General features: G+C 61.6%; 34 protein-coding genes and 2 tRNA genes. 18 read left to right on the top strand and 18 right to left on the bottom strand.

Annotated features, from left to right (window positions below):
- Nucleotides 1-4 precede the first annotated feature (4 nt).
- Both DDZ17_RS03020 and DDZ17_RS03015 read right to left on the bottom strand, forming a co-directional pair.
- A complete protein-coding gene (locus DDZ17_RS03020; protein WP_116364451.1) occupies nucleotides 5-1,201 on the bottom strand; it encodes a lytic murein transglycosylase in 1,197 nt (398 codons plus the stop codon).
- Between the two features lie 23 nt (nucleotides 1,202-1,224).
- Nucleotides 1,225-2,013 carry a hypothetical protein gene (locus tag DDZ17_RS03015; protein ID WP_116364450.1) on the bottom strand — a complete coding sequence of 263 codons (789 nt, stop codon included), beginning with the start codon at nucleotides 2,011-2,013 and terminating at the stop codon, nucleotides 1,225-1,227.
- A gap of 74 nt (nucleotides 2,014-2,087) precedes the next feature.
- On the opposite strand from DDZ17_RS03015, the gene DDZ17_RS03010 reads away from it, so the two are divergent.
- The gene (locus DDZ17_RS03010) at nucleotides 2,088-2,861 is read left to right on the top strand and encodes an alpha/beta fold hydrolase (protein ID WP_241505762.1); all 774 of its coding nucleotides are present in this window, start codon (nucleotides 2,088-2,090) and stop codon (nucleotides 2,859-2,861) included.
- A gap of 6 nt (nucleotides 2,862-2,867) precedes the next feature.
- On the opposite strand, the gene DDZ17_RS03005 is transcribed toward DDZ17_RS03010, so the two are convergent.
- The gene (locus DDZ17_RS03005) at nucleotides 2,868-3,539 is read right to left on the bottom strand and encodes a TetR/AcrR family transcriptional regulator (RefSeq protein ID WP_116364448.1); all 672 of its coding nucleotides are present in this window, start codon (nucleotides 3,537-3,539) and stop codon (nucleotides 2,868-2,870) included.
- Between the two features lie 233 nt (nucleotides 3,540-3,772).
- Here DDZ17_RS03005 and DDZ17_RS03000 point away from each other — a divergent pair, with 233 nt between their 5' ends.
- Nucleotides 3,773-4,075 (top strand): DUF3301 domain-containing protein, encoded by a 303-nt coding sequence (locus DDZ17_RS03000; protein WP_241505761.1) that lies wholly within the window; start codon nucleotides 3,773-3,775, stop codon nucleotides 4,073-4,075.
- 59 nt (nucleotides 4,076-4,134) lie between these two features.
- Here DDZ17_RS03000 and DDZ17_RS02995 read toward each other — a convergent pair whose 3' ends face one another.
- Both DDZ17_RS02995 and queD read right to left on the bottom strand, forming a co-directional pair.
- Nucleotides 4,135-4,779 carry a LysE family translocator gene (locus tag DDZ17_RS02995; protein WP_116364446.1) on the bottom strand — a complete coding sequence of 215 codons (645 nt, stop codon included), beginning with the start codon at nucleotides 4,777-4,779 and terminating at the stop codon, nucleotides 4,135-4,137.
- Between the two features lie 511 nt (nucleotides 4,780-5,290).
- Nucleotides 5,291-5,647, bottom strand: a complete 357-nt coding sequence (gene queD, locus DDZ17_RS02990; protein WP_116364445.1) for a 6-carboxytetrahydropterin synthase QueD — start codon at nucleotides 5,645-5,647, stop codon at nucleotides 5,291-5,293.
- A gap of 196 nt (nucleotides 5,648-5,843) precedes the next feature.
- Here queD and DDZ17_RS02985 point away from each other — a divergent pair.
- Nucleotides 5,844-5,919 (top strand) — tRNA-Val (locus tag DDZ17_RS02985).
- A gap of 27 nt (nucleotides 5,920-5,946) precedes the next feature.
- A tRNA-Asp gene (locus tag DDZ17_RS02980) sits at nucleotides 5,947-6,023 on the top strand.
- An 83-nt stretch (nucleotides 6,024-6,106) separates the two neighbouring features.
- Here the strand turns inward: DDZ17_RS02980 and DDZ17_RS02975 are convergent.
- The 10 genes from DDZ17_RS02975 to DDZ17_RS02935 form a co-directional block, all read right to left on the bottom strand.
- Nucleotides 6,107-7,264 (bottom strand): tyrosine-type recombinase/integrase, encoded by a 1,158-nt coding sequence (locus DDZ17_RS02975; protein ID WP_116364444.1) that lies wholly within the window; start codon nucleotides 7,262-7,264, stop codon nucleotides 6,107-6,109.
- Nucleotides 7,265-7,420: 156 nt separating this feature from the next.
- Nucleotides 7,421-7,627 carry a hypothetical protein gene (locus DDZ17_RS02970; RefSeq protein ID WP_116364443.1) on the bottom strand — a complete coding sequence of 69 codons (207 nt, stop codon included), beginning with the start codon at nucleotides 7,625-7,627 and terminating at the stop codon, nucleotides 7,421-7,423.
- Complete coding sequence (locus DDZ17_RS02965) at nucleotides 7,624-8,082, bottom strand: helix-turn-helix transcriptional regulator (RefSeq protein ID WP_116364442.1); 459 nt, start codon at nucleotides 8,080-8,082, stop codon at nucleotides 7,624-7,626. The genes DDZ17_RS02970 and DDZ17_RS02965 overlap by 4 nt, the downstream gene beginning before the upstream one ends.
- On the bottom strand, nucleotides 8,082-8,465 hold the full coding sequence (locus tag DDZ17_RS02960) for a hypothetical protein (RefSeq protein WP_116364441.1): 384 nt from the start codon (nucleotides 8,463-8,465) through the stop codon (nucleotides 8,082-8,084). The genes DDZ17_RS02965 and DDZ17_RS02960 overlap by 1 nt, the downstream gene beginning before the upstream one ends.
- Nucleotides 8,462-9,415, bottom strand: coding sequence for a recombination-associated protein RdgC (locus DDZ17_RS02955; protein ID WP_116364440.1), 954 nt, complete (start codon nucleotides 9,413-9,415; stop codon nucleotides 8,462-8,464). The genes DDZ17_RS02960 and DDZ17_RS02955 overlap by 4 nt, the downstream gene beginning before the upstream one ends.
- 112 nt (nucleotides 9,416-9,527) lie before the next feature.
- Entirely contained in the window at nucleotides 9,528-10,604 is a 1,077-nt protein-coding gene (locus tag DDZ17_RS02950; protein ID WP_193940531.1) for a hypothetical protein, read from the bottom strand.
- Nucleotides 10,605-10,634: 30 nt separating this feature from the next.
- On the bottom strand, nucleotides 10,635-11,537 hold the full coding sequence (locus DDZ17_RS02945; protein WP_116364439.1) for a PD-(D/E)XK nuclease-like domain-containing protein: 903 nt from the start codon (nucleotides 11,535-11,537) through the stop codon (nucleotides 10,635-10,637).
- Nucleotides 11,538-11,546: 9 nt separating this feature from the next.
- Nucleotides 11,547-11,690 (bottom strand): hypothetical protein, encoded by a 144-nt coding sequence (locus tag DDZ17_RS22235; RefSeq protein WP_157976413.1) that lies wholly within the window; start codon nucleotides 11,688-11,690, stop codon nucleotides 11,547-11,549.
- Nucleotides 11,687-11,917, bottom strand: coding sequence for a hypothetical protein (locus DDZ17_RS02940; RefSeq protein WP_116364438.1), 231 nt, complete (start codon nucleotides 11,915-11,917; stop codon nucleotides 11,687-11,689). Before DDZ17_RS02940 ends, DDZ17_RS22235 begins: the two co-directional genes overlap by 4 nt.
- Nucleotides 11,910-12,344, bottom strand: coding sequence for a hypothetical protein (locus DDZ17_RS02935; protein WP_116364437.1), 435 nt, complete (start codon nucleotides 12,342-12,344; stop codon nucleotides 11,910-11,912). Before DDZ17_RS02935 ends, DDZ17_RS02940 begins: the two co-directional genes overlap by 8 nt.
- A 51-nt stretch (nucleotides 12,345-12,395) precedes the next feature.
- Here DDZ17_RS02935 and yecR point away from each other — a divergent pair, with 51 nt between their 5' ends.
- Nucleotides 12,396-13,115 carry a YecR family lipoprotein gene (gene yecR / locus DDZ17_RS23010; RefSeq protein ID WP_421909937.1) on the top strand — a complete coding sequence of 240 codons (720 nt, stop codon included), beginning with the start codon at nucleotides 12,396-12,398 and terminating at the stop codon, nucleotides 13,113-13,115.
- A 47-nt stretch (nucleotides 13,116-13,162) separates the two neighbouring features.
- On the opposite strand, the gene DDZ17_RS02925 is transcribed toward yecR, so the two are convergent.
- From DDZ17_RS02925 to DDZ17_RS02915, 3 genes are all read right to left on the bottom strand, one after another.
- Complete coding sequence (locus tag DDZ17_RS02925) at nucleotides 13,163-13,417, bottom strand: hypothetical protein (RefSeq protein WP_206613418.1); 255 nt, start codon at nucleotides 13,415-13,417, stop codon at nucleotides 13,163-13,165.
- The gene (locus DDZ17_RS02920; protein WP_116364435.1) at nucleotides 13,417-13,734 is read right to left on the bottom strand and encodes a hypothetical protein; all 318 of its coding nucleotides are present in this window, start codon (nucleotides 13,732-13,734) and stop codon (nucleotides 13,417-13,419) included. Before DDZ17_RS02920 ends, DDZ17_RS02925 begins: the two co-directional genes overlap by 1 nt.
- Nucleotides 13,735-14,052: 318 nt before the next feature.
- On the bottom strand, nucleotides 14,053-14,568 hold the full coding sequence (locus DDZ17_RS02915; protein ID WP_116364434.1) for a helix-turn-helix domain-containing protein: 516 nt from the start codon (nucleotides 14,566-14,568) through the stop codon (nucleotides 14,053-14,055).
- Here DDZ17_RS02915 and DDZ17_RS23005 point away from each other — a divergent pair.
- The 13 genes from DDZ17_RS23005 to DDZ17_RS02845 all read left to right on the top strand — a co-directional run bounded on the left by DDZ17_RS23005 (nucleotide 14,567) and on the right by DDZ17_RS02845 (nucleotide 23,896).
- Nucleotides 14,567-14,884, top strand: coding sequence for a transcriptional regulator (locus tag DDZ17_RS23005; protein ID WP_206613417.1), 318 nt, complete (start codon nucleotides 14,567-14,569; stop codon nucleotides 14,882-14,884). The two genes, DDZ17_RS02915 and DDZ17_RS23005, sit on opposite strands and share 2 nt — an antisense overlap.
- A gap of 86 nt (nucleotides 14,885-14,970) precedes the next feature.
- The gene (locus tag DDZ17_RS02905) at nucleotides 14,971-15,378 is read left to right on the top strand and encodes a hypothetical protein (RefSeq protein ID WP_116364432.1); all 408 of its coding nucleotides are present in this window, start codon (nucleotides 14,971-14,973) and stop codon (nucleotides 15,376-15,378) included.
- Nucleotides 15,378-15,740, top strand: coding sequence for a hypothetical protein (locus tag DDZ17_RS02900; RefSeq protein ID WP_157976411.1), 363 nt, complete (start codon nucleotides 15,378-15,380; stop codon nucleotides 15,738-15,740). The genes DDZ17_RS02905 and DDZ17_RS02900 overlap by 1 nt, the downstream gene beginning before the upstream one ends.
- Before the next feature lie 106 nt (nucleotides 15,741-15,846).
- Nucleotides 15,847-16,638, top strand: a complete 792-nt coding sequence (locus DDZ17_RS02895) for a YdaU family protein (protein ID WP_116364430.1) — start codon at nucleotides 15,847-15,849, stop codon at nucleotides 16,636-16,638.
- Nucleotides 16,635-17,579 carry a DnaB-like helicase C-terminal domain-containing protein gene (locus tag DDZ17_RS02890; protein ID WP_116364429.1) on the top strand — a complete coding sequence of 315 codons (945 nt, stop codon included), beginning with the start codon at nucleotides 16,635-16,637 and terminating at the stop codon, nucleotides 17,577-17,579. Before DDZ17_RS02895 ends, DDZ17_RS02890 begins: the two co-directional genes overlap by 4 nt.
- Nucleotides 17,576-17,836: a hypothetical protein gene (locus DDZ17_RS02885; RefSeq protein ID WP_116364428.1), complete on the top strand. Its 261-nt coding sequence runs from the start codon at nucleotides 17,576-17,578 to the stop codon at nucleotides 17,834-17,836. Before DDZ17_RS02890 ends, DDZ17_RS02885 begins: the two co-directional genes overlap by 4 nt.
- Nucleotides 17,833-18,513, top strand: coding sequence for a recombination protein NinG (locus tag DDZ17_RS02880; protein ID WP_116364427.1), 681 nt, complete (start codon nucleotides 17,833-17,835; stop codon nucleotides 18,511-18,513). Before DDZ17_RS02885 ends, DDZ17_RS02880 begins: the two co-directional genes overlap by 4 nt.
- Nucleotides 18,514-18,708: 195 nt before the next feature.
- Complete coding sequence (locus tag DDZ17_RS02870) at nucleotides 18,709-19,065, top strand: HNH endonuclease (RefSeq protein ID WP_116364425.1); 357 nt, start codon at nucleotides 18,709-18,711, stop codon at nucleotides 19,063-19,065.
- Nucleotides 19,066-19,067: 2 nt separating this feature from the next.
- Nucleotides 19,068-19,502, top strand: a complete 435-nt coding sequence (locus DDZ17_RS02865) for a hypothetical protein (protein ID WP_116364424.1) — start codon at nucleotides 19,068-19,070, stop codon at nucleotides 19,500-19,502.
- Nucleotides 19,503-19,622: 120 nt separating this feature from the next.
- The gene (locus tag DDZ17_RS02860; RefSeq protein ID WP_116364423.1) at nucleotides 19,623-20,099 is read left to right on the top strand and encodes a hypothetical protein; all 477 of its coding nucleotides are present in this window, start codon (nucleotides 19,623-19,625) and stop codon (nucleotides 20,097-20,099) included.
- Nucleotides 20,096-21,721: a terminase TerL endonuclease subunit gene (locus DDZ17_RS02855; protein ID WP_116364422.1), complete on the top strand. Its 1,626-nt coding sequence runs from the start codon at nucleotides 20,096-20,098 to the stop codon at nucleotides 21,719-21,721. Before DDZ17_RS02860 ends, DDZ17_RS02855 begins: the two co-directional genes overlap by 4 nt.
- A 183-nt stretch (nucleotides 21,722-21,904) precedes the next feature.
- A complete protein-coding gene (locus tag DDZ17_RS02850; RefSeq protein WP_157976410.1) occupies nucleotides 21,905-22,519 on the top strand; it encodes an HK97 family phage prohead protease in 615 nt (204 codons plus the stop codon).
- A 12-nt stretch (nucleotides 22,520-22,531) separates the two neighbouring features.
- Complete coding sequence (locus tag DDZ17_RS02845; protein ID WP_116364420.1) at nucleotides 22,532-23,896, top strand: phage major capsid protein; 1,365 nt, start codon at nucleotides 22,532-22,534, stop codon at nucleotides 23,894-23,896.
- The last annotated feature ends 41 nt before the right edge of the window (nucleotides 23,897-23,937 follow it).

Here is a 23,937-nt window from a genome sequence, read left to right as displayed (position 1 = left end):
CAGGTCAGGGCGAGGCCGCCAGCAGGCGCTTCAGCGTTATCCGGTCCGGGTAGCCATCCGCCGGCAGCTGGGCTGACAGCTGGAAGTCGCGCAGGGCGGCGCGGGTGCGGCTGCCTAAGATGCCATCCGGCGTGCCCGGGTCGTAGCCCGCCGCCTGCAGGGCCTCCTGGGCCTGGCGCAACTCGGCGATGCTGACCGGGTCGGTCTCGCCGTTGCCATAGTAGCCGGCCGGGGCGCCCGCCAGGCGGTCTGCCAGCAGGCCCACCGACAGGGCGTAGCTCTGCGAATTGTTCCAGCGCATCACCACGTCAAAGTTGTCGTAGACCAGAAAGGCCGGGCCGCTGTGGCCGGAGGGCAGCAGCAGCGCTGCCTGCAGGTCTGCCCGCGGCAGGGCGGTGCCGCTGAGGGTGGTCAGCCCGCGCTCGCGCCAGGTGGCCAGCGTGGCGGGGCGCTCCTTGCCCGCGGTGCTCACATCAAAGCCGCCGGGCAGCCGGACCTGGCGGCCCCAGCGCAGCCCCGGCGTCCAGCCCAGGCCGCTCAGAAAGTTGGCGGCAGAGGCCAGGGCATCGCGCTCGCTGCGCCACAGGTTCACCTGGCCGTCACCGTCGCCGTCAATGGCGTACTGCAGGTAGGTGGAGGGCATGAACTGGGTGTGGCCAACCGCCCCGGCCCAGGAGCCCACCATATCCGACGGCTGCAATGATTCCCGCTGCAGCAGCTTCAGGGCATTGACGAATTCGGTCGAGAAGAAGTCAGCCCGGCGTGGGTCGCAGGCCAGGGTGGCCAGCGAATCCAGCGTGGGCATTTTGCCCAGGTAGCCGCCGTAGTTGGTTTCCAGCCCCCAGAAGGCCACCAGATAGCGCGAGGGCACGCCAAAGCGATCCTGCAGGGTAGCCAGAAAGTCGCTGTGCTCGGCCAGCAGGGCCTGCCCGCGGCGCACCCGCTGCTCGCTGACCCGCTGGTCCACATAGCTGGCGAAGGTCTGCATGAACTCGGGCTGTTTGCGATCCAGCGCCACCACCCGCTTCTGCTCCTGCAGGGAGGGCATGGTGGCGTTCACCAGATCGGCGGGAACCCCTTCGGCAATGGCGTATTCCGCCAGCCGGCTGCGGCAGCTGTTGAAATCGGTGCTGGCGGTGGCAGCCAGCGGCAGCGCCGCCAGTAGCAGGGCCAGGGCGTTGGGCAGGTGAGTGCCGGGCATGTCGGTGATACCTCTTGAAAACCTCAGTCGGGATTGCCCGGCCAGTCTTCCCATTGGATGAAGGGATGGAAGGCCAGTTGAACCCCTTCCATCAGGTAGTCTTCGTTCTCCAGCACGTTGCGGCGGCGCACATAGCGGCCGCTGGCGGAGCGGGTGTCGATGGCGTCGGTGGCATCCAGGCCGCCGCGGCTGGCGAACAGGCGCTTGAGGTCCATGTCGTAGATGCTGACCTGCAGCGAGGCAACGGCGGCATTCTTGTTCCAGTCAAAGTCCGCGGACACGCCGTCTCCCGGCCCCTGCAGGGAGGGGCGGCGGGTCACGCCGTCCCAGCGGGCCAGGTGCTTCAGGCCGCCGTTGAAGGGCACTTCAAATTCGACGATGTCGGTAAACACAAAGGCGTCCAGGTCGCTGGTTTTGCGCAGTTCGTCGCGCACGCTGTTCATGATCTGCACAAAGCTCTTCATGTTCACCCGGCCGGTGGTTGGGTCCACCGGGTCACCGAAGGCGCGCACTGCGGTGTTCCAGTGCTGGCGGAACTCGCGCTGGGGCAGCACTTTATAGCCGTTCTTTTTCAGGTAGGTGGTCACCAGACCGTCAATGCGGGGTGCTACATCTTCCAGGTAATTGCGCGAGGGCGGGCCCAGGTTGACGTGGGGAATAATCACCGTCTTGACTGACTTGAAGGCCTCGGGGGCGTCCACCTCGGGCTGGAAGGTGGTGGGGTTATAGCTCGGTGTGCTGCTGCAGGCCCACAGGCCAATAGCCAGCAGCAGGGCGCCGCCAAGGCGGGCGGCGGTGGTGAACAAACGCATGCTTACTCCTGATCTGTTCGTGATCCGTTATAGTGTCGCGCATGGTAGCAAAAACTCGATGGGGTCACAGCGCGGTGAGTCTGCACATCCATTCTTCCACCCAGGGCGAGGGGCCCGATGCCATTCTGTTGCACGGCCTGTTCGGCATGGGCAACAACCTCGGCGCCCTGGCCCGGGCCCTGCGCGGCGAGTTTCGCGTGCACTGCCTGGATTTGCCCAACCACGGCCGCTCCGACTGGCTGGCGCAGATGACGCTGGCGTCGCTGGCCGATGGCATTCGCGCCTGGCAACAGCAGCAGGGTATCGGGCGGGCCCACTTTGTGGGCCATTCGCTCGGCGGCAAGGTGGCCATGCGCATCGCCCTGGATGCGCCGGATACGGTGGGCAAACTGGTGGTGGCAGACATCGCCCCGGTGGATTACCCGCCCCATCATGACGCCATTTTCGCCGCCCTGCAGGCGGTGGCTGCGGCGGCGCCGGCATCGCGCAGTGACGCCGAAGCCATCATGGCCGGCTTCATCAGCGAGGCGGGGGTGCGCCAGTTCCTGCTGCTCAGCCTGGCCAGCGGCGAAGACGGCCGCTATCGCTGGCGCTTCAATCTGGAGGGCCTGCTGCGGGATTACGGGGCAGCGCGGCAACAGCTGGCCACGCGCGAGCCCTTTACAAGGCCGGTGTTGTTCATCAAGGGCGAACTGTCGGATTACATCCTGCCGGCGCACCGGCCGATTATCGAGGCGCTGTTTCCCAATGCCAGCCTGCGGGTGCTGCAGGGCTGCGGCCACTGGCTGCACGCCGAGCAGCCGCGCCTGTTCAATGCCACCGTGCGCCGCTTTCTGCTGGCGGACTGACCGGGCTCAGGGCGCCAGCATGCCAAGCAGCAGGTCGACCTGGCCGGCGATAGATTCGGCGGTGGCGAGGTTGGTGCCGGTAATGGCTTTGGTTTGGGGCGCTACCAGCAGGTTGTAGGTAAGGGCGCCGGAAATCAGGTGCAGCAGTTGTAGCGGGTCCGCCTGGCGAATCAGCCCCAGCCGCTGGCATTCGCGTACAAAGTGCTCCCCCATGGCGTAGTCCTGCTGCAGGTAGTGCCTGCGCAGCCAGCGCGCCCGGGGGCTGTCGCCCTGGGCCTCGTGGAACATCATCCACATCCACTCGGGCCGCTCCCGGGTAAATTCCACCAGGGTGGTAAAGGCCGGGCGCAGGCGCTCGGCCATGGGCAGGCCGCCGTGATTCTCGGTGAACTCCGCCAGCCGGGCGTTGCGCTCCTCCCACAATTGCGTGGCCGCGGCCTGCCACAGGGCGTCCTTGGTGGTGAAATGGTATTGCACCAGCGCCTTCTTGACCCCCGCCGCCTGGGCGATGCTGGACATGGACGCCGCCGCAAAACCGGAGCGGGTGAAACAGTGTATGGCCGCCTGCAGAATGCGTTGGCGGGTTTGCTCGCGCTGCTGTTCGCGGCTGGTAATGCTGTCTTTGACAGGGGCGGTGGCTTTGACAGAGGCGGTGACTTTGGCGGGCGACGGTGACATGGCGGGCTCTTTCGGGGCGAGGGCTGACAATACACTTGCATAGCGAAGGTGTAAAACGCGGCTCGGGCAAGGGGCCGGCGTGATGCTTGCTGGATACTTGCTCGGCTGTTGCTCGCATTTTGCCTGCCGCCGGCGCTAGCGCTGGCGCGGGAGCGGAGCGGTGGGTATGCTTGCGACCCCTGTTTCAGTTCACTCCGGTCCGCGCAGCGATGTACCTCAGCCTCGGCGAAATCTTGGTTCTCTTTCTGTTCGGCGCCATCGGCCTCTACTTTCTGGATTCCATCCGGGTGCGGGAGCTGGCGGTGCAGGCGGTAGAGCGGGCCAGCGCGCGCGACGACTTCCAGCTGCTGGACCAATCCGTGCACATTAACCGCCTCTCTTTAAGCCGCGACGGCAGTGGGCGCTGGAAAATCTGGCGCCAGTACCGCTTCGACTACAGCTTCGACGGCGTGGTGCGCGAGCAGGGCTTTGTCATCATGCTCGGCAAGCAGCTGCAGGCCGTGGTGGTGAGCGAGCCCAACCGCACCCTGCACTGAGCCCGCCAGAGGGCCTCCAGCCCAAACAGCAAGGGCCTCCAGCCCATGCAGAAAACGCCTCAAGACTGAGTCGAAAGGGCCACCAGCACCCGCAGCAACACCACCGACCCCAACACCACCAGCACCACGGCCAGCACCCGCTCAATGAGTGCGCCGCGCTGGCGCAGCCACCCGAGCGCCCCGGGGCGGGACGCCAGCAGCGCTACCAGGCAGTACCAGGCGGCGTCCGTCAGCCCTACGGTAAGTACCATGATGGCCTTGGTGCCCCAGTGGGTGTCCGGCCCCAGGAACTGGCTGAACAGGGCCAGCATGAAAATGGCCAGCTTGGGGTTGAGAAAGGCCACCAGAAAGCCGGCGCTTGCGCTGCCGCCCCGGGGAGGCGCCGCGGCCGCGGGGTCGTCGGCCGCTGCCTGGCCGGCAGCGCTGGCCAGCAGCCCGCGCAGGCCGAGGTAGACCAGGTACAGGGCCCCCAGCACCTGCAAGCCGGCAAACAGGCGCGGCGAGCCGGTCATCATCACGGCCAGGCCGCTGACCGTGATCAGGCCGTACAAGCCTACCCCCGCGCCGTGGGCCAGCGCTGCCGCCATGCCGGCGGCGCGTCCCTCGCGCAGGGTGTTGCCGAGCACCACCGCCAGGCTTGGGCCCGGGGAGACGGCGCCCAGCAGGCACACGGTGAACAGCGAAAGCCAGTGAGTGAAGGCCATGTTTTCTCTCCCCGGGCGTTTTCCCACAGGCCACACGGTTTACCGGCTTTTCCACAGATTCTGTGGATAACTCGGTGAATATTTTGTTTAACCGTGCGGGAGGCGCCCAATCTATCGGGTTTGTTACAAATTGCTTAAATTTCGAGCAAATAACTAAAACTCAATTAAATCAATAACTTAAAATAAATTCATGAAGTTGTTGATTTAAAGAAATACCTAAGCTAGTGAAAGTTTCGTGACCGTCGGGCGGTGTGCATAACATTCTTTTTCCTGCTACGGAAGGTAACCTCGCCCCTTAATTTGGAAACATTTACATTGCTATGCTCTGTCGGCATCGGGCGGGTTGAATCGAAGAGCACGACCCCTGTAGCGCCAGCGTGCCTGTCAAGATGTTTCAGGCATGTTACCGCTTTGTAACAGCGGGCAGCCCCGCTGGCGCTGTCCGGCTTGGCCCAGCGGCCTCGGCTCAGTCCGCCTGGGTTTCGCCCGCATTGGCCTGGCACCATCGGGCTCAGTCGCCGCGGTAGATGCAGCCAGAGGTGCAGGTTTCGCGAATCTGCACCGCGCTCAGTTGCGGCAGTGCCGGTTGCAGGCGCTGCCAGATCCAGCGCGCCAGGTTCTCGCTGGTGGGATTCTCCAGCCCCGGAATGTCGTTCAGGTAGTAGTGGTCCAGTTGGTCGAGCACCGGCTTGAAGGCGGCCTTCAGGTCGCCGAAGTCCATCACCCAGCCGCTGGGCTCGGGGGCATCGCCACTGACGCTGATACGCACATGAAAGGAATGGCCGTGAAGGCGGGCGCACTTGTGCCCCTGGGGCACATTGGGTAGGCGGTGGGCGGCTTCAAAGTGAAATTCCTTGTAGATTTCCATCGGATTTTCCGGGCAGGGGGAGGGCGTGTGGGGCCTTCCGCGGGCTTAGGATGCGGCGCTGCTGTGGGCGCGTGAGGTCGCAAATTTTACTACTAAAATCAAGCGCTTTTAACGTTCTGAAAAAAATCTGAAAAATTTCAGAGGAACGTTTGACACCCCCGCAATTCTCTCTATAATGCGCGTCCATCGGCTCAGGGGGTGGTTAGCTCAGCTGGGAGAGCATCTGCCTTACAAGCAGAGGGTCGGCGGTTCGATCCCGTCACCACCCACCATTCGATGTCGATAAGTATGCTGCCGTTGGACCGGTAGTTCAGTTGGTTAGAATGCCGGCCTGTCACGCCGGAGGTCGCGGGTTCGAGTCCCGTCCGGTCCGCCACATACCGAACCCGTAACTAGTTGATAGTGCGGGTTTTTTGGTTTCTGGCCCCTGCCTTTTGGGCAACTTCTGGGCAACTTTCTTCACTTCGCCTCTTCCTCTTCCTGCGACTGTCGCCGCTTCTCTGCCTGCGCGTGGCCAGCCAGGATGGTAGCCAGCTCCGCCTCATCGTCCTTGCTATTGATCCATGTCGCGTAGGTATTGAAGAACTGCTCAAGGGTGTGGCCTAGCTGGGATGCCAGGAACGCCGGCTTGCCCCCGGCGCCGAGGTCCAGGCTGGCCCGGGTATGCCGGCAGTTGTAAGCGCGCCGGTAGCGGATCGGATCCAGCTTCGCCGCCTCCCGCTTCTGGTTGGCCAGTCCAATCGCGTCACGCCACTTCCCGTTCATGATATCGCCGTCCAGGTGCGGTCCGCCCTGGCTGTTGGTGAAGATGTAACCGCCCTTGATGGGGCGCACGCGGCGCTCAAGCACCGCCTTGGCCGCGGGGGTGAGCAACACCTTCCTGTCGCTGTGGGTCTTGGTGGTGGTCAGCTTCCGGCGCACAATGGCCTTGTTGATATGCACCAGCTTCTTCTCGTGGTAATCCTGCCACCGGAGCGCGTTCAGTTCGCCAGGCAGCCGGCAGCCCAGTTCAAACCCCAGGGTGAAATAATCCAAGGCATCGGTTTCTTTGAGCTCCTCCAGGGCAGCCAGAATCTCGGCCTTCTCCTCGATGGTGAAGGGGTCTACATCGTCTTTACTGCTGTCCTCTTTCGGCAGCTTGGAGGCGAAATTGGTGTTGAAGTCCTCCAGGGAGCTTATGGCCAGCTTGAACACCCCGGACAGCGGTATGATGGCGTTGCGCCTGGTCTTCGCGCTGGTCCACTCGGTGGCGCTGTCCGCAGCCAGTACCTGGGCGTAATTCATGTGCAGCATCTGGACGTTCTCCAGGTGCGGCATCCAGAATTGATTGATAATCTGCTGGTAGCTCGCACGGGTTGAATCCTTCCGCTTGAGCGACTTGAGGTACAGCTCCGACATGTCGTAGAAGCTCGGGTTTTCGGGGTCGGTGTCCAGTTCATCGATGGTCAGCCCTGCCTTCAGGCGCGTGATGTACTGTTCCCGACGACGGAAAGCCTCCGCCCGGTTCCGCTTTGGCCCCCACGGCTTATCGAGGTAGCGGACGTATTTACGGCCCTTGAACTGGAACCTGATCCTGATCCTGTTGCCGTGCTCTTCGATCCCCCGGTAGCGATCCATTTCTCCAACTCCCTCCAGTTGATATAGATGGTCCGGCCGACCTTCCTGAAGTGAGTGCCTTTCGTGATCTGGCGGCGCTGCATCCAGCCCCGCAGGCGGCCCTCGGAGGTGCCGGATCGCCGACAATACTCCGCCTTCGTCATCCAGCTCAACAAATCATCCATCCACCACCTCCACACTCACCTTCACTTTCACGATCTGGGCGCCGCGCTCGAACAGGTTGCCGCGGTCACGGCGCAGGCGGCGGCACTCGGCCCTTGTTGTGCACACCGTCCACTCCAGCGGCTTCGCGGCGCCGGGGATCAGCAGGGCCCAGCCGTCATAGCCGAACCGGGGTGACCGATGCTGCAGGAACGAGATCACCCGTATACCTCACGGTCTACTGCCTTGTTGGAGTCGCCCAGCCACTGCGATCCGCGCCGCGCCTGGTGCTCACTGAACGTCATCCCGTACCAACGGCGCATGGCTGAGTGCAGCGCCCGGCGGCTTCGGAAATCCAGCGCCTCCGCAGCCTCCGCGCAGCTGGCATGAGGGGGCAGGGCCTGAAGCCGGCGCCGGCGCTCGTCGTCAATCAGCTGGTGATAGCTGACACCGGCATCGCGCATCCTGCAGTAAATCGTCTTCGGGGAGGTGCGGTGGTACGCCGCAATGGTGTCCGCCGTGGTGTAGGCGAGGTGGCGATCCTTCAGCCACTCGCGCACCCAGGCAAGGAACGCGCTGCCCTGCGGGACGTGCCGGGTGCTGGTGTGCGCCTGGCGGATGATGATGCGCGTGGGCCGGTGGTGCTCGGCCAGGGACAGGTTGGGGTGGTAGTACATCAGTCGCATCCTCCACCGTTGGCTTTAGCGAGCCGCTGGCCAATTCGGGTGATTGCTGATCGTATCCCGCCGAGCTTCCTTCCAGCCGCCATGCGCTGCTTGCGGAGGTCGCGGACGTTGATGCAGTGCTCGCAAACACTCCCCTCGCTGATCGCCTCAAGCCAGTCCTCCTCGAAGCTGGGGCCGCCGCTGTAGGGGTCGCCTGGTTGGCTGCGCCAGGCTTCATGCACCGATTCGATGCAGGTTTTCTCGTTGAACTTGAACCGCTCCAACCCTGCCTGGACGCGGTCGCACTTGGACATCTCCTCGGATCCGGCTTCCTGGAGGCGCTTTCTCTCGGCGGTCCAGTACGCGTGGTCGATGAATAGCTGCTGGTGTTTCACGCCGCCACCTCACCTTCCTGCTCATCATGCAGGTCCAACAGCTCCTGGGTCGGGAAGCCGCCCAGGTTCGGCTCCACGTCGATCATCACCGCGCGCACGGCGTCGGCAATGCGCACGAAGCGATACTGGGTATTGTCCAGCGGGTCGTCGCCTTCCTCGTCTTCGTCCGGCTCGTCGGGCAGCTTGAACCGGCGCAGGCCCAGCTTGGCGGTGATGGCGAACGTGGCCTTCTCATGCGCCAGGCCGATCCGGCAGCACTCCGCGCCTTCGCTGATCCAGGTCTGCAGGTATTCGCTGCTCAGCTCGGCATGGGAAATGTTCGCCACCTCGGTGCCGCCTTCCTTCGCCCGCTTCATGCTGACGGCATCGCCCAGCTGGAATTTCTCCCCCAGGGTGGCCGGGTCTTTCAGCCATTCGGTGAACTTGTCGCAGGGCTCCACCTCGGTCAGCTTCAGCAGCTTGACCGGCAGGGCGTCCAGGGTCTTTTTCAGCACCGCGATAAAGCCGTCCGCGCCGTCCTCGCTGGCGCCCACAAACAGCATGGACAGCTGGCGGTCGATGTAGGCCCAGGTGTAGGAGGGCGCCGCGCACTCGCCGGGGATCGCCGCGACGAACTGCTGGGTAACCTCTTCCTTGAACAGCCGCTTGTCCACCGGGGAGGCTGGATCTGGGTTGTCCTGTTCGAAAGCCTTCACTCGCTTGGCAACGGCCAACTTCACCGCGCCCGCCGACACCGACTTGGTATCGGTGCGCAGGCAGAACAGCGTGCAGCCCTGGGCGCCATAGGTGAGGGTTTCGGCATCCTCACCGAGGGGTGGCACCCAGCCCGCGCTGCTGGCGTCGTGTTGGGTGCAGGGGGTGAAGGGGCGCTTCGGTAGGTGCTCTTCGAGGGCGCGCAGCACGGCATCTGTCGCCTGGGTGAGCTGGTACACGGTGATGCTTTTGAACATTGGGCTGTGCCTCCTGGTTATTGGGGCCGCTTACGGCGGCGAGTCGTGCCGTTTTGACGTACCGGTGGCAAGCCGGTGGGCGGCGCGGAGCTGGGACACGCCGCCCGGGGGATTACTGTTCCAACTCTTCCTTGCGCTTCGAGTGCAGGCCGGTGAGTTGCTCCTGTTGCTCTTTGGGCAGGTCGGTGATGAACTCCATGGCCGCCTCGCGGATGCCGTCCAGCTCTTCCAGGCTGCGGGCCTCCTTCAGCTTCAGCATGATGTCGTCGAAGTCGCTGGTAGCGGCGGCCGGCAGCTCTTCTTCTTCGGTCGGGGGCTCTGGGTCAGGCTTGGGTTTGGCAGCCTGCTTGGCCGGCTGTTTTTTCACCTGCTCGTTGAGGTCGCTGGTGGCGGGGCCGGCAAGGGCGGCAGGGTCATCCATATCGAAGTAGTCGGAGGGCTTGCCCATGCCATCCTTCAGCGACTGGTACACACGTTTCAGCATCAGGTACTGGGGCGGGTTCAGAGCCTCGGCGCGGCGACCGATGCGCTTCTCGATCAGCTCCTGTGGCACGCCGTAGTTGTCCTTGAAGGCCGCCAGCATCTTTTTGATGGTCTCGGGGGTGACTTCAACGCTGGCTTCCTGGGTGACTTTGCACTGATTCACCGCGGCCTCGACCACATCACCCGGGATCACGCCGAGGATGCAGGCGCGCAGCCGGCGGGCACCCTGGTTGGCGATCAGCTCGTAGATGTCGCGCGGGTCGCTGAGCTGGGTGGTGCCTTTGCGGGTGTAGCGGGTGTGCGGCACGCGGAAGGTCTTCACCTGCCGGGTGTTGGTCTGCACATCCCAGGCGAAGGCCTCAACGGTGCTGGCGCCGTTCTCCTGCGACAGCTCGCGGATACCGAATTGCATGTTGCCCCACTCCTGGGCCAGGGCCTCGGCCAGGCGAATACTGGGGCCGGTCACCTCCTGTCCGCCGCGGGGGTAGGAGTAGATGGCGGTCTCGGCCAGCGATTCCCGGGTGCAGCTGTTCAGGATGCGGTCCATGGCCTCGATCATGTTCCGCGGGAACTTCTTGGCGATGACCATGGCGGCCTGCACTTCCTGAATGGCGCGCTGCTCTTCGGCACTGGCCAGGGTGTCGTGACTGCCGACGCTGGGTGCCTGCCCCCCGAAGGGGTTTTGTACTGCGACTTGGGTGTTCATGCTTTCAGTCCCTCAATGGGTGGTGGTTGCTCAGATGGTGTAGCCTCTGCTCGCCCAAGTGGGCGGCTCGATGACTCGGATTTCTTCGGGGTAGCCGGGGAAGCCGGCAGCACGCGCGGCGCGCATTCTGCGCAGGCATTCGCGGTAGATCAGGGTGCCCAGTTCGATGTACCGGGGTGACATGTGGTAAACCGCTGTCAGCCAGGGCGCCTTGTTCTCTACGCAGATGAAGACGAAGTCCTTGTAGGCGAAGCGCTTGGTGAACTCCAACAGTTCGCGGCACTGGTTGATGCCGTCCAGGTACATGCCGGCGCTTATGTGGTAGCCGTAGCGATGGATTGAGCGGATAAACGCATCGTGGCTGGCGTCGGCTGTCGTTTTCAGGTCGCCAACGATGGGGTGGCCCAGGCCGATGATGTCGGGGCGGACCTTCGTCATTTCGGCGGACACGTTGCTCTGTTCCGGGTATGCAGGCTGGTTCCACCAGTAGATGGACGACTCCGCAATGATGTCCTCCAGCAGAGGTCCCGCACTGCTGTGGCTGCGCACGGACGCGGCCATGTGCTGCGCGGCCTCGTACTGCTCTTCGGTAATAATGGTCTTCCCGGCGCTTCTGGCAGCGAACTCTGCCGCAGCCTCTTTTCCTGCCTTCGTGCGGCGGTCAAGGGTCGGCTCGACGGCGATTTCCTCGGCGAACTTCTCCGGCTCCAGCACCAGAGTGTGTACCGCGGTACCGAGCGCCATGTTGGCCGTGGTTTCGTTCGGCTGGCTCCAGCTGTGCGCCAGGTGCGCCGGCGTCTGCTCGATCAGCTTCTTGAGCTGACTGGAGGAGGTGCCGAAACTGCCGTGGTATTCCTCATTGCTCAGGTCGCGGTACCAGCCTGGCTCGATGAAGGGGCGCTTCGGCTTCTCGATCTGTTCAGCGGCTTGCATAGTGCTCTCCTACGATGTCAGGCCGAGCACGAACAGGGCGAAAACCATGCCCCAGCCGAACCCGGTTGCGAATATCCAGATGCCGTTGCAGTCGGCGCGAAGCTGGCGCCGGCGGGCGGCGCGAGCGCGGATGAGGGGGCCGTAGTCAGTCATGCGGAGCCCCCATGCACGTCCCTGGTGTGGTCCCGAAGCCCGGCGACCTTCACCCGTCTTCCACAGATGGGGCAGTTGGTTTTTTCCGGGTTACGGCGGTCGCGCTCGTAGCTGATCGGGAATCCCGGCGACTCGGTTCCGTAAATTTCCTTGTTCTGGTCGCCGATGTACTCGCCGGTTTCTTCGTCGAGCAGGCCTTCCAGGATCATGTCGGCGATATCACCCATGGGCCACCTCCAACCGCTCCTGCACCACCGAATCAGCGTGATCCGCTGCGGGGTCAGTGATCGACACCTTGTACTGGTAGGCCAGATCCAGCCATTCCTCGGCGGCGCTGTCGATGTAGGTGTCGATGATGCCTGGCAGCTTCTGCAGTAGGTCGGTGCCGAGCATCGCGCCCCACACACCGACGCGAGCTATCCGCCCGACGTTTCCGCTGTACAGGGCTTCTGCGGCGCTGGTCACGTTGTTGAGTTCGCTCTCGTTCAGGTCGGCAATCGCATCCTGCAGCAGGTCGGTGATCACATCAGCGTCCCGCGTCAGCAGGATCGCCAGGCGGTTGCGGTCGCCAGTGTGCTCAATTTGCGTCAGGTCTTTGAAGTCCCCGCGCTCCCTGGTGTACGCCAGAGCGTGGTATAGGTCGGAGGGTTTCATAGCAGTTTCCCCAGTGCGTCGATTAGGAACATCCCGATGGCCACTCCGGCCATGACGTTGATCCAGCTGATGTCCTTGAAAGTGCCCAACTCCATGTTGGTTCCTCGGCTGTTTTGGTCAGCGTTGGGAATAAATATAGCAGCGCTATATTTTGGTGTAAATAGCATTGCTATATTTTTATTCCGGGCGCACGGGTCTGTGATGCGATTCACATGCGCAGGGTGGCTGGGTGGGGTAGGATTTGGGCCGGATAATTCAAATATCGAGGGATCGGGGATGCGTTATTTTTGTGCAGTTTTTATGGTGTGGATGATTGCCGGTTGCAGCACCCACATTACCCCGGCCGCGACTGGTGGCAGTCGGGCCGATGGGATTGTTGAAATGTCCTACCAGTACGGGGCGATGACTGTTCCAACGGTGGACAAGGCCGGCGCTCTTGCTAATGCGATTAAGCGCTGCCAGCGCTGGGGATACACTGGAGCGGAGCCTTTCGATGCCGGTTTGAGTACCTGCATTCAGCCGGGGGGATTTGGCGGATGTAATGCCTGGAGAGTCACTACCGAATATCAGTGTCTACACAATACCGGCGCCCCTGTGCAGAGTAGCGGGAAATACGGCGCACAGGTGCAGGAGGTTGCGGGATCAATGGAGTGCACCCAAGGCGCGACAATGACCGAGTCAACGGCAGAAAGCGAAAGGTGGACACTGGACTGCGGGGATGGAGAGAGCCTGCAGGTTCGGTGTTTCGATGATGCCTGCTATGTGAAGTAGCCACAAAAAACCCCGCTGGTGCGGGGCTGGGTGGGTGCTGATTTGACTTATATCCAGCCGAAGCCTTTGGCCATTACGCCAACGAGGGCGACAGTGGCGGTGATTGTCGCGCCAAACAATATTCTAAAATCAGTGCGCGCATCTCTTTTTATTTCCCGGATATCAGATTTGATTTCAGACACGTCCTGTTGGATATGCCCTACATGGGCTTCCAGCCTGGCTACTCGCGCTTCCAATGGTTCGCCTCCTGGTGGCTGTCCGCCAAATTTCGTGGCATCGATAGAGTGTATCTTAGCAGACATTATTGGCCCTCCTTGGCTGGATAAATTTTATCCACAAGCGCTACGGCGTCAAAGCGCATCGTATACGCGCATTCCCTGCAGACAATCTGCACGGCAGGAGGTAGTTGGCTGCCTTCCAGAATCATTACCTGGCCCTCAACGTTGAATCCGCTGGACACTTCGTTGACCACCAATATCGGCCTTCTGCCTGTGGGGCCCCCAAGCGTGGGAAGTGTGAATTCGTCACTGTTGCAGACCGGGCAACGTAACTCGAACTGGTCGAGAAAATTGGTTATTTCCTCGGATGTGAGCCTGTTCACATCCTGCTCAGTCGCCATTGTTCACTCCTGTTCGGATAGTCGACATGTTGATCCATCCAGTCTTTTGGTATTAGTCTAGTCCCCGCTATGTTTATTCATGCAAGAGCACGGATAGCTAAGCAGGTTGCAGGGTGAGCCATGGTGCCAGGCGGAAGGCGCCACCCGTCACGATAGTCCAATCTTCCCGCCGGAACTGCCTCCGTTGCCATAACCTAATCCTCGTTATGGGAACTGATATGATTGATGAAAAATATGTTGGGCCGTATGGCTCACGACAAGAAATGCTTTGCCTGCTGGAGATCATATTCAGATCAGTTCCGATTGGAGATAAGCTGGCTATTCTTCGTCTGCTGGAAGACCTTCCGTCGCGCAATCCAGAAGAATCTGAGAGAGCTTCAGGGCCCCCTTCGGGCTGACAGACCTTCCAATCGCCTCTATCAGTTGCACTAAATTGTCATTGCTGAGGTTTTCTACCTCACGCATAAATACATCAACGATCTGGCCGTAAAGAACATCTTGTTCTTTGGTGGGCGGCATTCGATCGTGGAGTTTGAAGTCTCGCCAGTTGAGATAGGCCGCGGCTTCTACCTCTTCAGCCTCCTCTCTACCTCCCAATTCTTGGGGTGATACTCCGAGGTAGTCGGCAATCATCAGAAGTGCCGTGAGGTTCATTGGTATCCGGCCATTTATGTACTGGCCGAAAGTACTGGGGGACCAGCCGAGCGCATTGTTGGCGTCATCCTGAGTGAGGCCATCTCGTTTTTTCTTTTCCAACCAAACAGCCTTCGCCTTGGCGGCACGGCGTTTTTCGGACTCAGTGAGCTCTCTGCGCTTTTTTGATGTAGCTGTCATGTCAGAAATCTATAGCGCTGCTTTATTATTTGCCACAAGCAGTGCTTTACTTAATAAATATGGCAGTGCTATATTTTTGCGCAGGAGGATATTCACCATGATCAAAAGCCCAATCCAACTGGCCGTTGATGCGTGCGGAGGACAGAAACAGCTGGCAGAGAAGGTGGGGGTGTCTCCCAGCTTTGTGCACCAGTGGGTGCATGGAGACAGGCCCGTGCCTGCCGCCAGGTGTATTGCAATTGAGGCCGCCTGCAATTCGGAGGTGACGAGGCACGATCTAAGACCTGACGTGTTTGGCGAAGTCGCCGCCGCATAACCGAAACCCTCTGATTCATGAGGGTTTTTTTGTAGTCGAATCCGACGTTACAACGCCTTACAACCGAGTTGGAACAGGTCGTAACCATGGAGCAAGAGCCACTTTTCCACGAAGACATCTACGGCGCCCTGGGGCACGTTTGCTCGTCCCTGGGCGGCCTGAAGGTGGTCGGCTACATGCTGTGGCCGGCATTGAGCCCAGACAGTGCCGGCCGCAAGCTGGCCAACTGCCTGAACCCCGAGCGCCCGGAGAACCTGAAGCCCGAAGAGGTAATGCAGGTGCTGAGGGCCGGGCGCGAGAAAGGGGTGCATTCCGGCATGACCTACCTGGCCGATCAGTGCGGCTATGAAGCCAGGGCGATCGAGCCTGAAGACGAACGCGCCCGCCTGCAGCGTGATTACATCGCCGCCACCAAGGCCATGGCCGACATTGCCAAGCGCATGGAGCGCCTGGGGCCGGCGGCGGGGATGGGGGTTACTGGGGTGTGCAGCTGATGCCGGCCCCCACCTTCGAGAACGGCGGAATACCGCTGTCCGCGGAAGGCATTCAGGGCGAGATAGCCCGCGTGCGCCGGGAATCCGACGACTGGCTGCACCGCAAGATGCAGCGCAAGCAGGCCGTATTCGATGCGTTTGCCCTGGGGGCCTGCGCCGATCTGCGGGAGGCCGGCGAGCCGGTCCCTGACGACCTTCTGGAGGCCGAAGCCGACGCCATATCCCGCATGAATGACGTGGCCGTGATCGAGCTTTGCCGGTCTATTCGGGGCACTGCCGGCCGCCTGCCAGAGGCTCACCGCGAACGATTCAGGGCGGCGCTGGCGCGGCGCAGCCTGGTGGTGGACGAGGGGGAGGGATGATGCGCTCTTATCGGCACCTCGACACGGCATTTAACGCGCGTTGGGAACACATGTTGAACGGATGTTGGATTCCGTTCAATGCCGCGGAAATACTGAGGTTTCTCTGATGCACCACTATCAGCACAACATTGGCGACTACGCGAAGAAAACCGGCAGGCTATCAATGCTTGAGCACGGCGCGTACCGGTCGTTGATGGACTGCATTTACGACCGGGAGCGGTTCCCGACCAGGGATGAGGCCGTGGACTGGGTGTGGGCCTCTACCACCGAAGAAGTCGAGGCCGTGGACTTCATTCTGCGGCGATTTTTCGAGCTGCAGGAGGACGGCACCTACGTCCAGAAACGTATCGCCGAGGAGCTGGAAAATTACCGCGAGAAGGCGCGCATCCAATCTGAGAGAGGGCGCAAAGGTGGCCGACCAAAGAAAAACTTACGGGTTTCTGAAAAAAGCCAGCGGCTTTCCAATGAAAGCCAAACAAAAGCCACCGCTTACAATCGGCTTTCTGAAAAAAGCCTAACCAGTAACCAAGAACCAGTAACCAGTAACCAAGCCCCCCATACCCCCCCGCTGGCGCTTGATGCGCCTGAGTCGCCTCCGGCCGAGACGCTGGAAGATCGATTCGTTGAATTCTGGGCCAGGTATCCCCGAAAGCAGGGCAAGGAGTCAGCGCTCAAGGCGTGGAGCAAGCTCGCCCCTGATCGCGCACTGACCGACACCCTGATCACCGACATCGGCAAACGGCTGGGTGACGGCGCCTGGGATGACCAGGGGCCTGACAAGCAGTACATCCCGTACCCGGCGACCTACCTGAACGGCAGGGGCTGGACGGATGAAATTATTCCCCGGGGTGGGCGCACCGCCGGCACCGACGACCAACGCAAGAGGCTCGCGATATGAACCAAATTCACGAAATCGATTTTTCCAACATCCGGGTGGCCGAGATTCTGGCCGAGGCCGAGGCCCAGGACATCGACTGGCTGCCGGCCCACCGGGACCGCATCCTGGAGCGCGCAGCCAACCCTCGGGCCATGACCGGGTTCTGCCTGCCCTGGGGCAAAACCCACGACAAGGTCCGGCTGCGCCCCGGCGAGCTGTCCGTGTGGGGCGGGTTCAACGCGCACAACAAGACCACGCTGGTATCCCAAGTGGCGCTGAACATCGCCCAGTTCGCACCGGTGGGTATCGCGTCGCTGGAGATGGAACTGGAGGACACCGCTGTCCTGCTGGGCTCGCTCGCGGCCGGTGTCAGCACCCCTGCTCAGCAGTGGGTGAACGAATTCCTGACCTGGTCCGACAACCGAATCTCGATCTACGACCGCCTGGATGCCGTGAAGCCGGAAATTGCCCTGGCCTGCGTGTACCACATGGCGGCCAACCTGGGCTGCAAATTCATCGTCCTGGATTCGATGATGATGTGCTCGGTGTGCGACGACAGCGAGCGGGAGCGGAAATTCGTATCGACCCTGTCCGGCATCGCCAAGATGCTCAAGTGCCACATCGCCCTGGTCCACCACATGCGCAAGCCGCCGCAGAAGGACGAATCCTACATCCCCAACAAGTTCGACTTCCTCGGCTCCAGTCACATCACGAACCTGGCCATGAGCGTTTTTATCTGCTGGCACGACAAGGCCAAGGCCGAGGAACTGGAAATGGCCGAGCGCACCGGAGACTCCGTCGATGACGAGAAGCCCGACCAGCTCCTGGTCGTCGCCAAGCAGCGCCACGGGAAGTTCGAGGGCCGGATCAACCTGTGGCAGCACGAGTCGCGCCAGTTCACCGGGAACAACTATCGCCGGGCTCAACACATCGAAGTCCGCCAACTGGAGACGCCAGCATGAGCAACCAAGCCGACGAAGTTGAAGATTTTGTGCGCGCATGCCGAGTGGCCGATAGCGCGGACGGGAAGCGCTCCGAAGCCGCGCAGCTCCTGCGCTTCGCTGCCGGCCTGATCGAGAACGATCCCGAAATGGACGGCGGGGCTTCCTGGAGGATTGTCGACGCCCTGGTAATCCTCAAGGGCCTGAATAGCGACTGCCACCTGCCTGGTGTTGATTCGCGCACCGGGCGGGGCGGGAAACTGGAAATCGCTCAATGACCGCCCCCCGCCACGTCAGCCAGATTCTCCCGGGTGTGGTCGAGCAGATTGCAGCGCCAGGTTCCGGCCGCAAGCTCAAGGCTCGCAACTGCAAGGCGTGCGGGGAAACCTTCGACCCCAGCAACGGCGATCAGGTGGTCTGCGGGAGTGTGGCCTGCGCCCTGCAGTACGCCCGGCACAAGCGCTGGTCGGACGAGGCCCAGGCCTACCGGGCAAAGCAAGCCGCGAAGAACACCGCATCGCGCAGCACCGGCCCCGGGCACCAAGCCAGCCAGGCGGTGAACGCCTTCGTGTTGGCTCGGGACCACGACAAGCCCTGCATCGTCCACGGCGCCAGCTGCCCGAATCGGGAGTTCGACGCCGGCCACTTCCAGGGCGCCGACGAAGCGCCAGAGCTCCGGTACAACACCTGGAACATCCACAAGCAGTGCCGCAAATCCAACCGCGGCGCCCACCACCGCAAGAAGTTCCGCAGCACCACGCCGGCCAAGTTCGAGGCTGGTCTGGTGGCGCGCATCGGGCAGGATCGTGTCGACTGGCTCAAGGGCCCGCATGGCGCGAAGGATTACAGCGAGGCCGAGCTCCGGCGCATGGCCAGCATCTTCCGCCGCCGTGAAGCGCTGTACCGCCGGCTTCGGGAGTCACGGAGCAACCAGATCGGATTGCTGGAGGGGTGATGACAGACGCGGCGGAACAGCACCTGGTGAACCGGACTGGCCTTGCGGTCATGTTGGGCTGCAGCCGGAAGAAAACCTACCGGATGGCATCTGTGGACGAGTCGTTCCCTCGGCCCCTGAAAGACCCCTGTGGCACCACGATGTGGCGCAGGTCGGACGTGTTGGCGTACATCGATCAGCTCTGGGAGCGAGCCAATGCCCAGCCGGAGTAACAAGCGTGTCGATCCGTTCTATGCCTCGGGCGCCTGGAAGAAGGTCAGGCTGCAGCGGATCAAGCTCGATGGCTGGCGCTGCACAGAGTGCGGCTGTGCCTGTGGCGGCAAGAAGCGCGGCCAGCCATCGCCCCATGTCGACCACATCAAGACCCGGCGCCAGCACCCAGAGCTGGCCCTGGACATCAACAACCTGCGGACGTTGTGCGAGTCCTGTCACAACCGCAGAACCCGACTCGATCAGCTGGCCCGGCCGCGCATTGGCCTGGACGGCTACCCCATCGAGACCCAACCCGTTGCCCCTGCGAGGTATCGGGATCCATTCAGAGAGGAGAAGTAACCATGGCCCCACGAGCCAAAGCCGCTGATGCGGCACAGGATGCGCAGCCAGCCATTGTCGCCGAAGCGCTTGAGCTTGCGATGCCGGCACAACTGCTGCCCAACCATAACCCTGCGCTGCGTGTTGTCAGCGTGCCTGATGTCGGCGATACGGCCGGCGTTCAGTATTTCCCCATCCTTGCCTGGCGTCAGGCTGACGATGGCTCGCTGGAAGCGGTTACTCCGTGCGGTACGATGCCACTGCCCATTGTCGAGCACGGCTCTGCACTCCTGTTGTACGACCAGGAGCAACGCAAGGCGCTGCTGGATCGCAAGTGGGTGAAGCCGGAGGATTTGGGCAAGCACATTTCGCCCAATGAGGCGGAGCAGGACGCGAACAGTGCAGAGTCTGCCACTGCATCCGAGCCTGTTACCGAAGAGCCGGCCGGGGCCGAGTAGGGGAGGGGGGGGGAGGCCTCTTGCTGCGTGGCAGGGGGTCTCTACCGCACAGGGGTTATTTCCTCGCGCGCTATGTGTAAAAAATCAGATTATCGGGGCCCCGCCCCACTGGAGTGAGTAGTGGAAAAGCGAAGTGACCGCAGTGATTCTCTCGAATCTGAAGTCGCGGCAACGCAGTCCCGGGAGCGCGGTTATCAGGTTCCCTATGGGCTGAAGGCCCTCACGAAGCGCGAAAAAACAGCCTGGAACCAGTACACCGGCTGCAGAACGTCGTGGAGCGAGCCGGAGCTAAGAACGCTTCACCGAATCGTCAAGACCGAGACCAAGCTGGAGAAATTGCTGGTTGAGGCGAACAAGGCGCCATACACGTACGAAAAGGCCGGCGGCTCAATTGCCGAGCACCCGATTCACGTTGCCGTCCGGTCCACGGAGAAGCTGATTCACAGCCAGTTGCGGGTGATCGGCCTGAACACCAGCCCAGAACGCGCAGTCGGCACCTCGCGCAATGGCAAGCTGGCTGTGCCCGGCGGTGAGGATGCGGGTGAAAAGCCTTCGAGCAAAAAAACCCGCGGCGGTAATCTCAAACTTCTGGCGTGACCCAATACGTTGAAATTCCCCAGACCATCCTGGATGCGATCAAGTGCGGGCCTGTCCCTCGTGTCCGCCCCATTGAGGATATCTGCGCAGACCCACAGACCGTAGGTGAGCGGGTTATTGCTTTTGCCGGGAATCACCTGATTGTTGCAGATGGCCCTCTGATTGGTGAGCCGCTAATTCTCGATCTGTACCAGCAGGTATTCATTCTCTCCGTCTTCGACAACCCCTATGGCACCCGATTCGCCAATTTGAGCATTGGCGCCCGCAACGGCAAAACGGCACTGTTGGCGGTGATCTTGCTGGCGTTCCTGATTGGCCCGCTGGCGAAGCAAAATACCAGCATTGCATCCGGAGCCATGAGCCGCACCCAAGCAAGTATCTGCTTTGACTTGATGTACAACACGCTCCTGATGTCACCGGACTGCGAGGGTCTGTTCCGGCCGCTGGCGTCGAAAAAGCAACTGTTCGGGCTTAGCAAGAATACCCGGTACACGGCGCTGTCGAGCGATGCTAAGACCGGCTACGGGCAGAGCTTGCGGGTCATTGTGCTCGATGAGGCCGGCCAGATTCGCGGGCCGACCTCGCCGTTCACCGACATGCTCGATTCCCGGCAGGGTTCGCACGATGATGCGATCTATTTCAAGATCAGCACCCAGGGGCGCAGCGATCTGGACTTTTTCTCGGTTGCCCTGGATACCGCCGAGCGCCAGCAGGACCGGCACACAATTTCGCACGTCTATTGTGCCGACAAGGGAGCCGACCTTGATGATGAGTCTCAGTGGTACAAAGCCAATCCTGGGCTTGGGAAGTTTCGCTCTCTGAAGGATTTGCGCCACCTCATGCGGCAGGCCAAGCAGATACCAGCGAAAGAGTCCGAGGCAAGGAATCAGTACTTGAACCAGCGTGTGGCGATGGAGGGCCTGGCCATCACGCCCAGCATCTGGAAGGAGTGCGCCGGCGAGGTTGATCTGGAGCTGTTCCGCAAAGGCAAGGTCTCCATGGGCCTCGACCTGTCGGCACGGAACGACCTCACGGCCGGCGTGCTTTGTGCCGAAGACGAAGAGGGCAGCGTGGTGCACACCCTGCCGTTCGTGTTCTGCCCCACCTCCGGCATCGAGGAGCGGGCCCGCCGTGACCGGGCGCCGTATGATGCCTGGGTGCGCGATGGCTACATGCTGCCGGTCGGCGGTAAGACTATGGATTTTGACCAGATCGCCGAGGCCCTGCACCTGGAGCTGGGCGCCATGGGTATCCAGGTGAGCGAAATCCACTACGACAAGGCATACATCACGCACTTCCAGGCGGCCTGCGAGCGGGTTGGCGCCTTCCAGGATGCCGAGTGGATTGGCGTTCCCCAGAACTTCAAGGACATGGGCATGCGCCTGGCCAGCCTGCAGATACTGTTGGCCGAAAACCGGCTGCGTCACGGCGGTCACCCGGTGCTGGCAATGGCCGCCAGCGTGGCGGTGGCGAAAGAGGGCAGGGAGGGCGTGTCGGCGCTGGCGAAGAACCTTTCCACGCAGCGCATTGACCCCATTGTCGCCTTGGTCATGGCCGCCTGGCCGTTCGGCGATGGACGCAATCAGGCCGAAGTCATCGACGTTTCAAGCTGGATCGGCTGATACCTCCGCTGTGCAATAGTGGGAAAATCCGGGCAATGCGGGAAAAAGCGGGAAAAATGAATTGTTGAGCAGTCCAGATGGAACGCTTTAGCATTTCACCCATGACCAGACACCGTTCAGACAAATCCACTCGCCAAGGCCACGGTTCCGCATCTGCGGGTAATACCGGCGCGGGCCAGCGTGGTGGGCCAACGCAACGCTGACGCGACAATCCTCAAGGCTGGCACCCAGTCTGAAGACGACCCCTTTGAGTTCATCCTCTCCGACGAGCGCGTAGACCGCCACGGCGACATCGTGCGCGCCGATGGCTGGAAGCTGGCGGACTTCAAGAAAAACCCTATCGCCCTGTTCGGCCACAGCCACAGCCAGATAATTGGTGTGTGGACCAACGTGCGCGTTGAGGGCAAGAAGCTGGTGGGCCGCCTGAAGCTGGCGGAAGAGGGCACCTCTGAGCTGGTGAACACCACCCGCAAGCTGGTCGAACAACGCATCCTCAAGGCCGTATCGGTCGGCTTCCGCATCCTGGAATACACCCCGCGGGACAAGAACGAGCCCTGGGGCGGCTGGGATATCACCCAAGCCGATCTGATGGAGGCATCCATGGTGGCGGTGCCGGCCAATGCCGGCGCCCTGGCCATCGCTAAAGCACTTTCCCCGAGCACCGCCGACATTCTGTTCGCCCGACCGGGCACCACAGAAGGCGGTCCGGAGATTGACCCGGGTCGAGCGACCTTTGAAACCCAAACCCCGAATCTGGATACCTGGCGTGAACGAGCAAAGGCGCTGGGGATTTCATAGGAGCTACGAGCCATGAAGTTCAAGGAAAAGATCGAGGCAGCCCAGCAGAAGCTGGACCAGCTGAAAAGCGATGTCGCAGAGATGATGGGCATTGCTGAGGCCGAAGAGCGCGACCTGACCGGCGAAGAGTCGACCAAGCTGGAAGCGTTTTCCGAGGAAATCGAAGCCACCACCAAGCGCATTGAGGACCTGGAGAAGGCCGAGAAGGCGCTCGGTACTGTCGCTGTGAAGCAGGCCCCCGGCATCATCAAAAAACAAGGCCTCGGCCGCGATCGCAAGCCCGGTGAAATTCTGTTCAAGCAGGCCACCGCTACCCTTATTGGCCACTATTTGAAGCAGTCTCCTCTCCAGGTGGCAAGCGAGCGTTATGCTCATGACCACGAACTGCTTGAAGTCGTGAAGTCTACGGTGAATCCCGCGCAGACTGATGTAAGCGGCTGGGCTGAGGAACTGGTGGACAGTGCGCTGCAGGGATTCCAAGACATCCTGCGCGGCGAGTCAATTGCCGGCGGCTTGCTGGCCGAGGCAGGAACTCAGCTGCAGTTCGACCGCCTGGGTTCAATCACCGTTCCCTCTCGCGCCGGTAGCGACACTGACCTGTCAAGCGGTTTCGTTGGTGAGGGCGGGGCGATCCCGGTGAAGAAAGGAAGCCTGTCGCCCATCACGATTGCACCCTACAAGTGGGGTGTGATCAGTACCTTCTCCAAGGAGCTTCAAATGCGCAGTACACCTGCCATTGAAGCTCTGGTCCGACAGTTCATCATCGATGACACATCGACGCAGCTGGACAACGATTTCTTCGGCACGGCTGCAGCCGTCGCCGGCGAGCGCCCAGCTGGCATGTTCAACGGGGTGGCCGGTACTGCTGGCTCTTCTACCACCGCGCTGGCTGATCGGATTATTGAAGATTTGAATGCGCTAGCGACACCCATCCTGACCGCAAAGATGGGCCGCCGCATGCGCATCCTTTTGAACCCAGTGAATGCTTCAATCATTGCCAACGTGCGAGGTCAGGACGGCTTCATTTTCCGCAGCGAAATCAACAGTGGTCGACTCGGCATGCACGAAGTGCGGCAAAGTCACAACGTTCCTGTTGATGAAATCTGGGCCATCGACATGAGAGAAGTGGCCTGGGCGCCTGGCGTCCCGGTGTTCACTGCCAGCGATAGCGCGACGATCGTTGAGGCAGATGATGACGGCGTCGCTCCGGAAGTGAGCTCCGTCGACGTGGCGGCACGCGACACTGTGAATACTCCGAAGATTCGCTCCCTGTTCCAGACTGAAACTGTCGCGCTCAAGCATGTGCAGTACCTCAGCTGGCACAAAATGCGCGCTGGGTGTGTGAACCGCATCCATACGATCGACTACACCTCGTAAGAGGGCACAGACCAAGGGCTTGGGGGGTCACCGACCCCCAT

It is taken from the genome of Parahaliea mediterranea, from assembly GCF_003402235.1.
Classification (GTDB): domain Bacteria; phylum Pseudomonadota; class Gammaproteobacteria; order Pseudomonadales; family Halieaceae; genus Parahaliea; species Parahaliea mediterranea.
The sequence above is the reverse complement of the archived record's forward strand: the minus strand, read 5'-3'. Positions and strand labels throughout refer to the sequence as shown.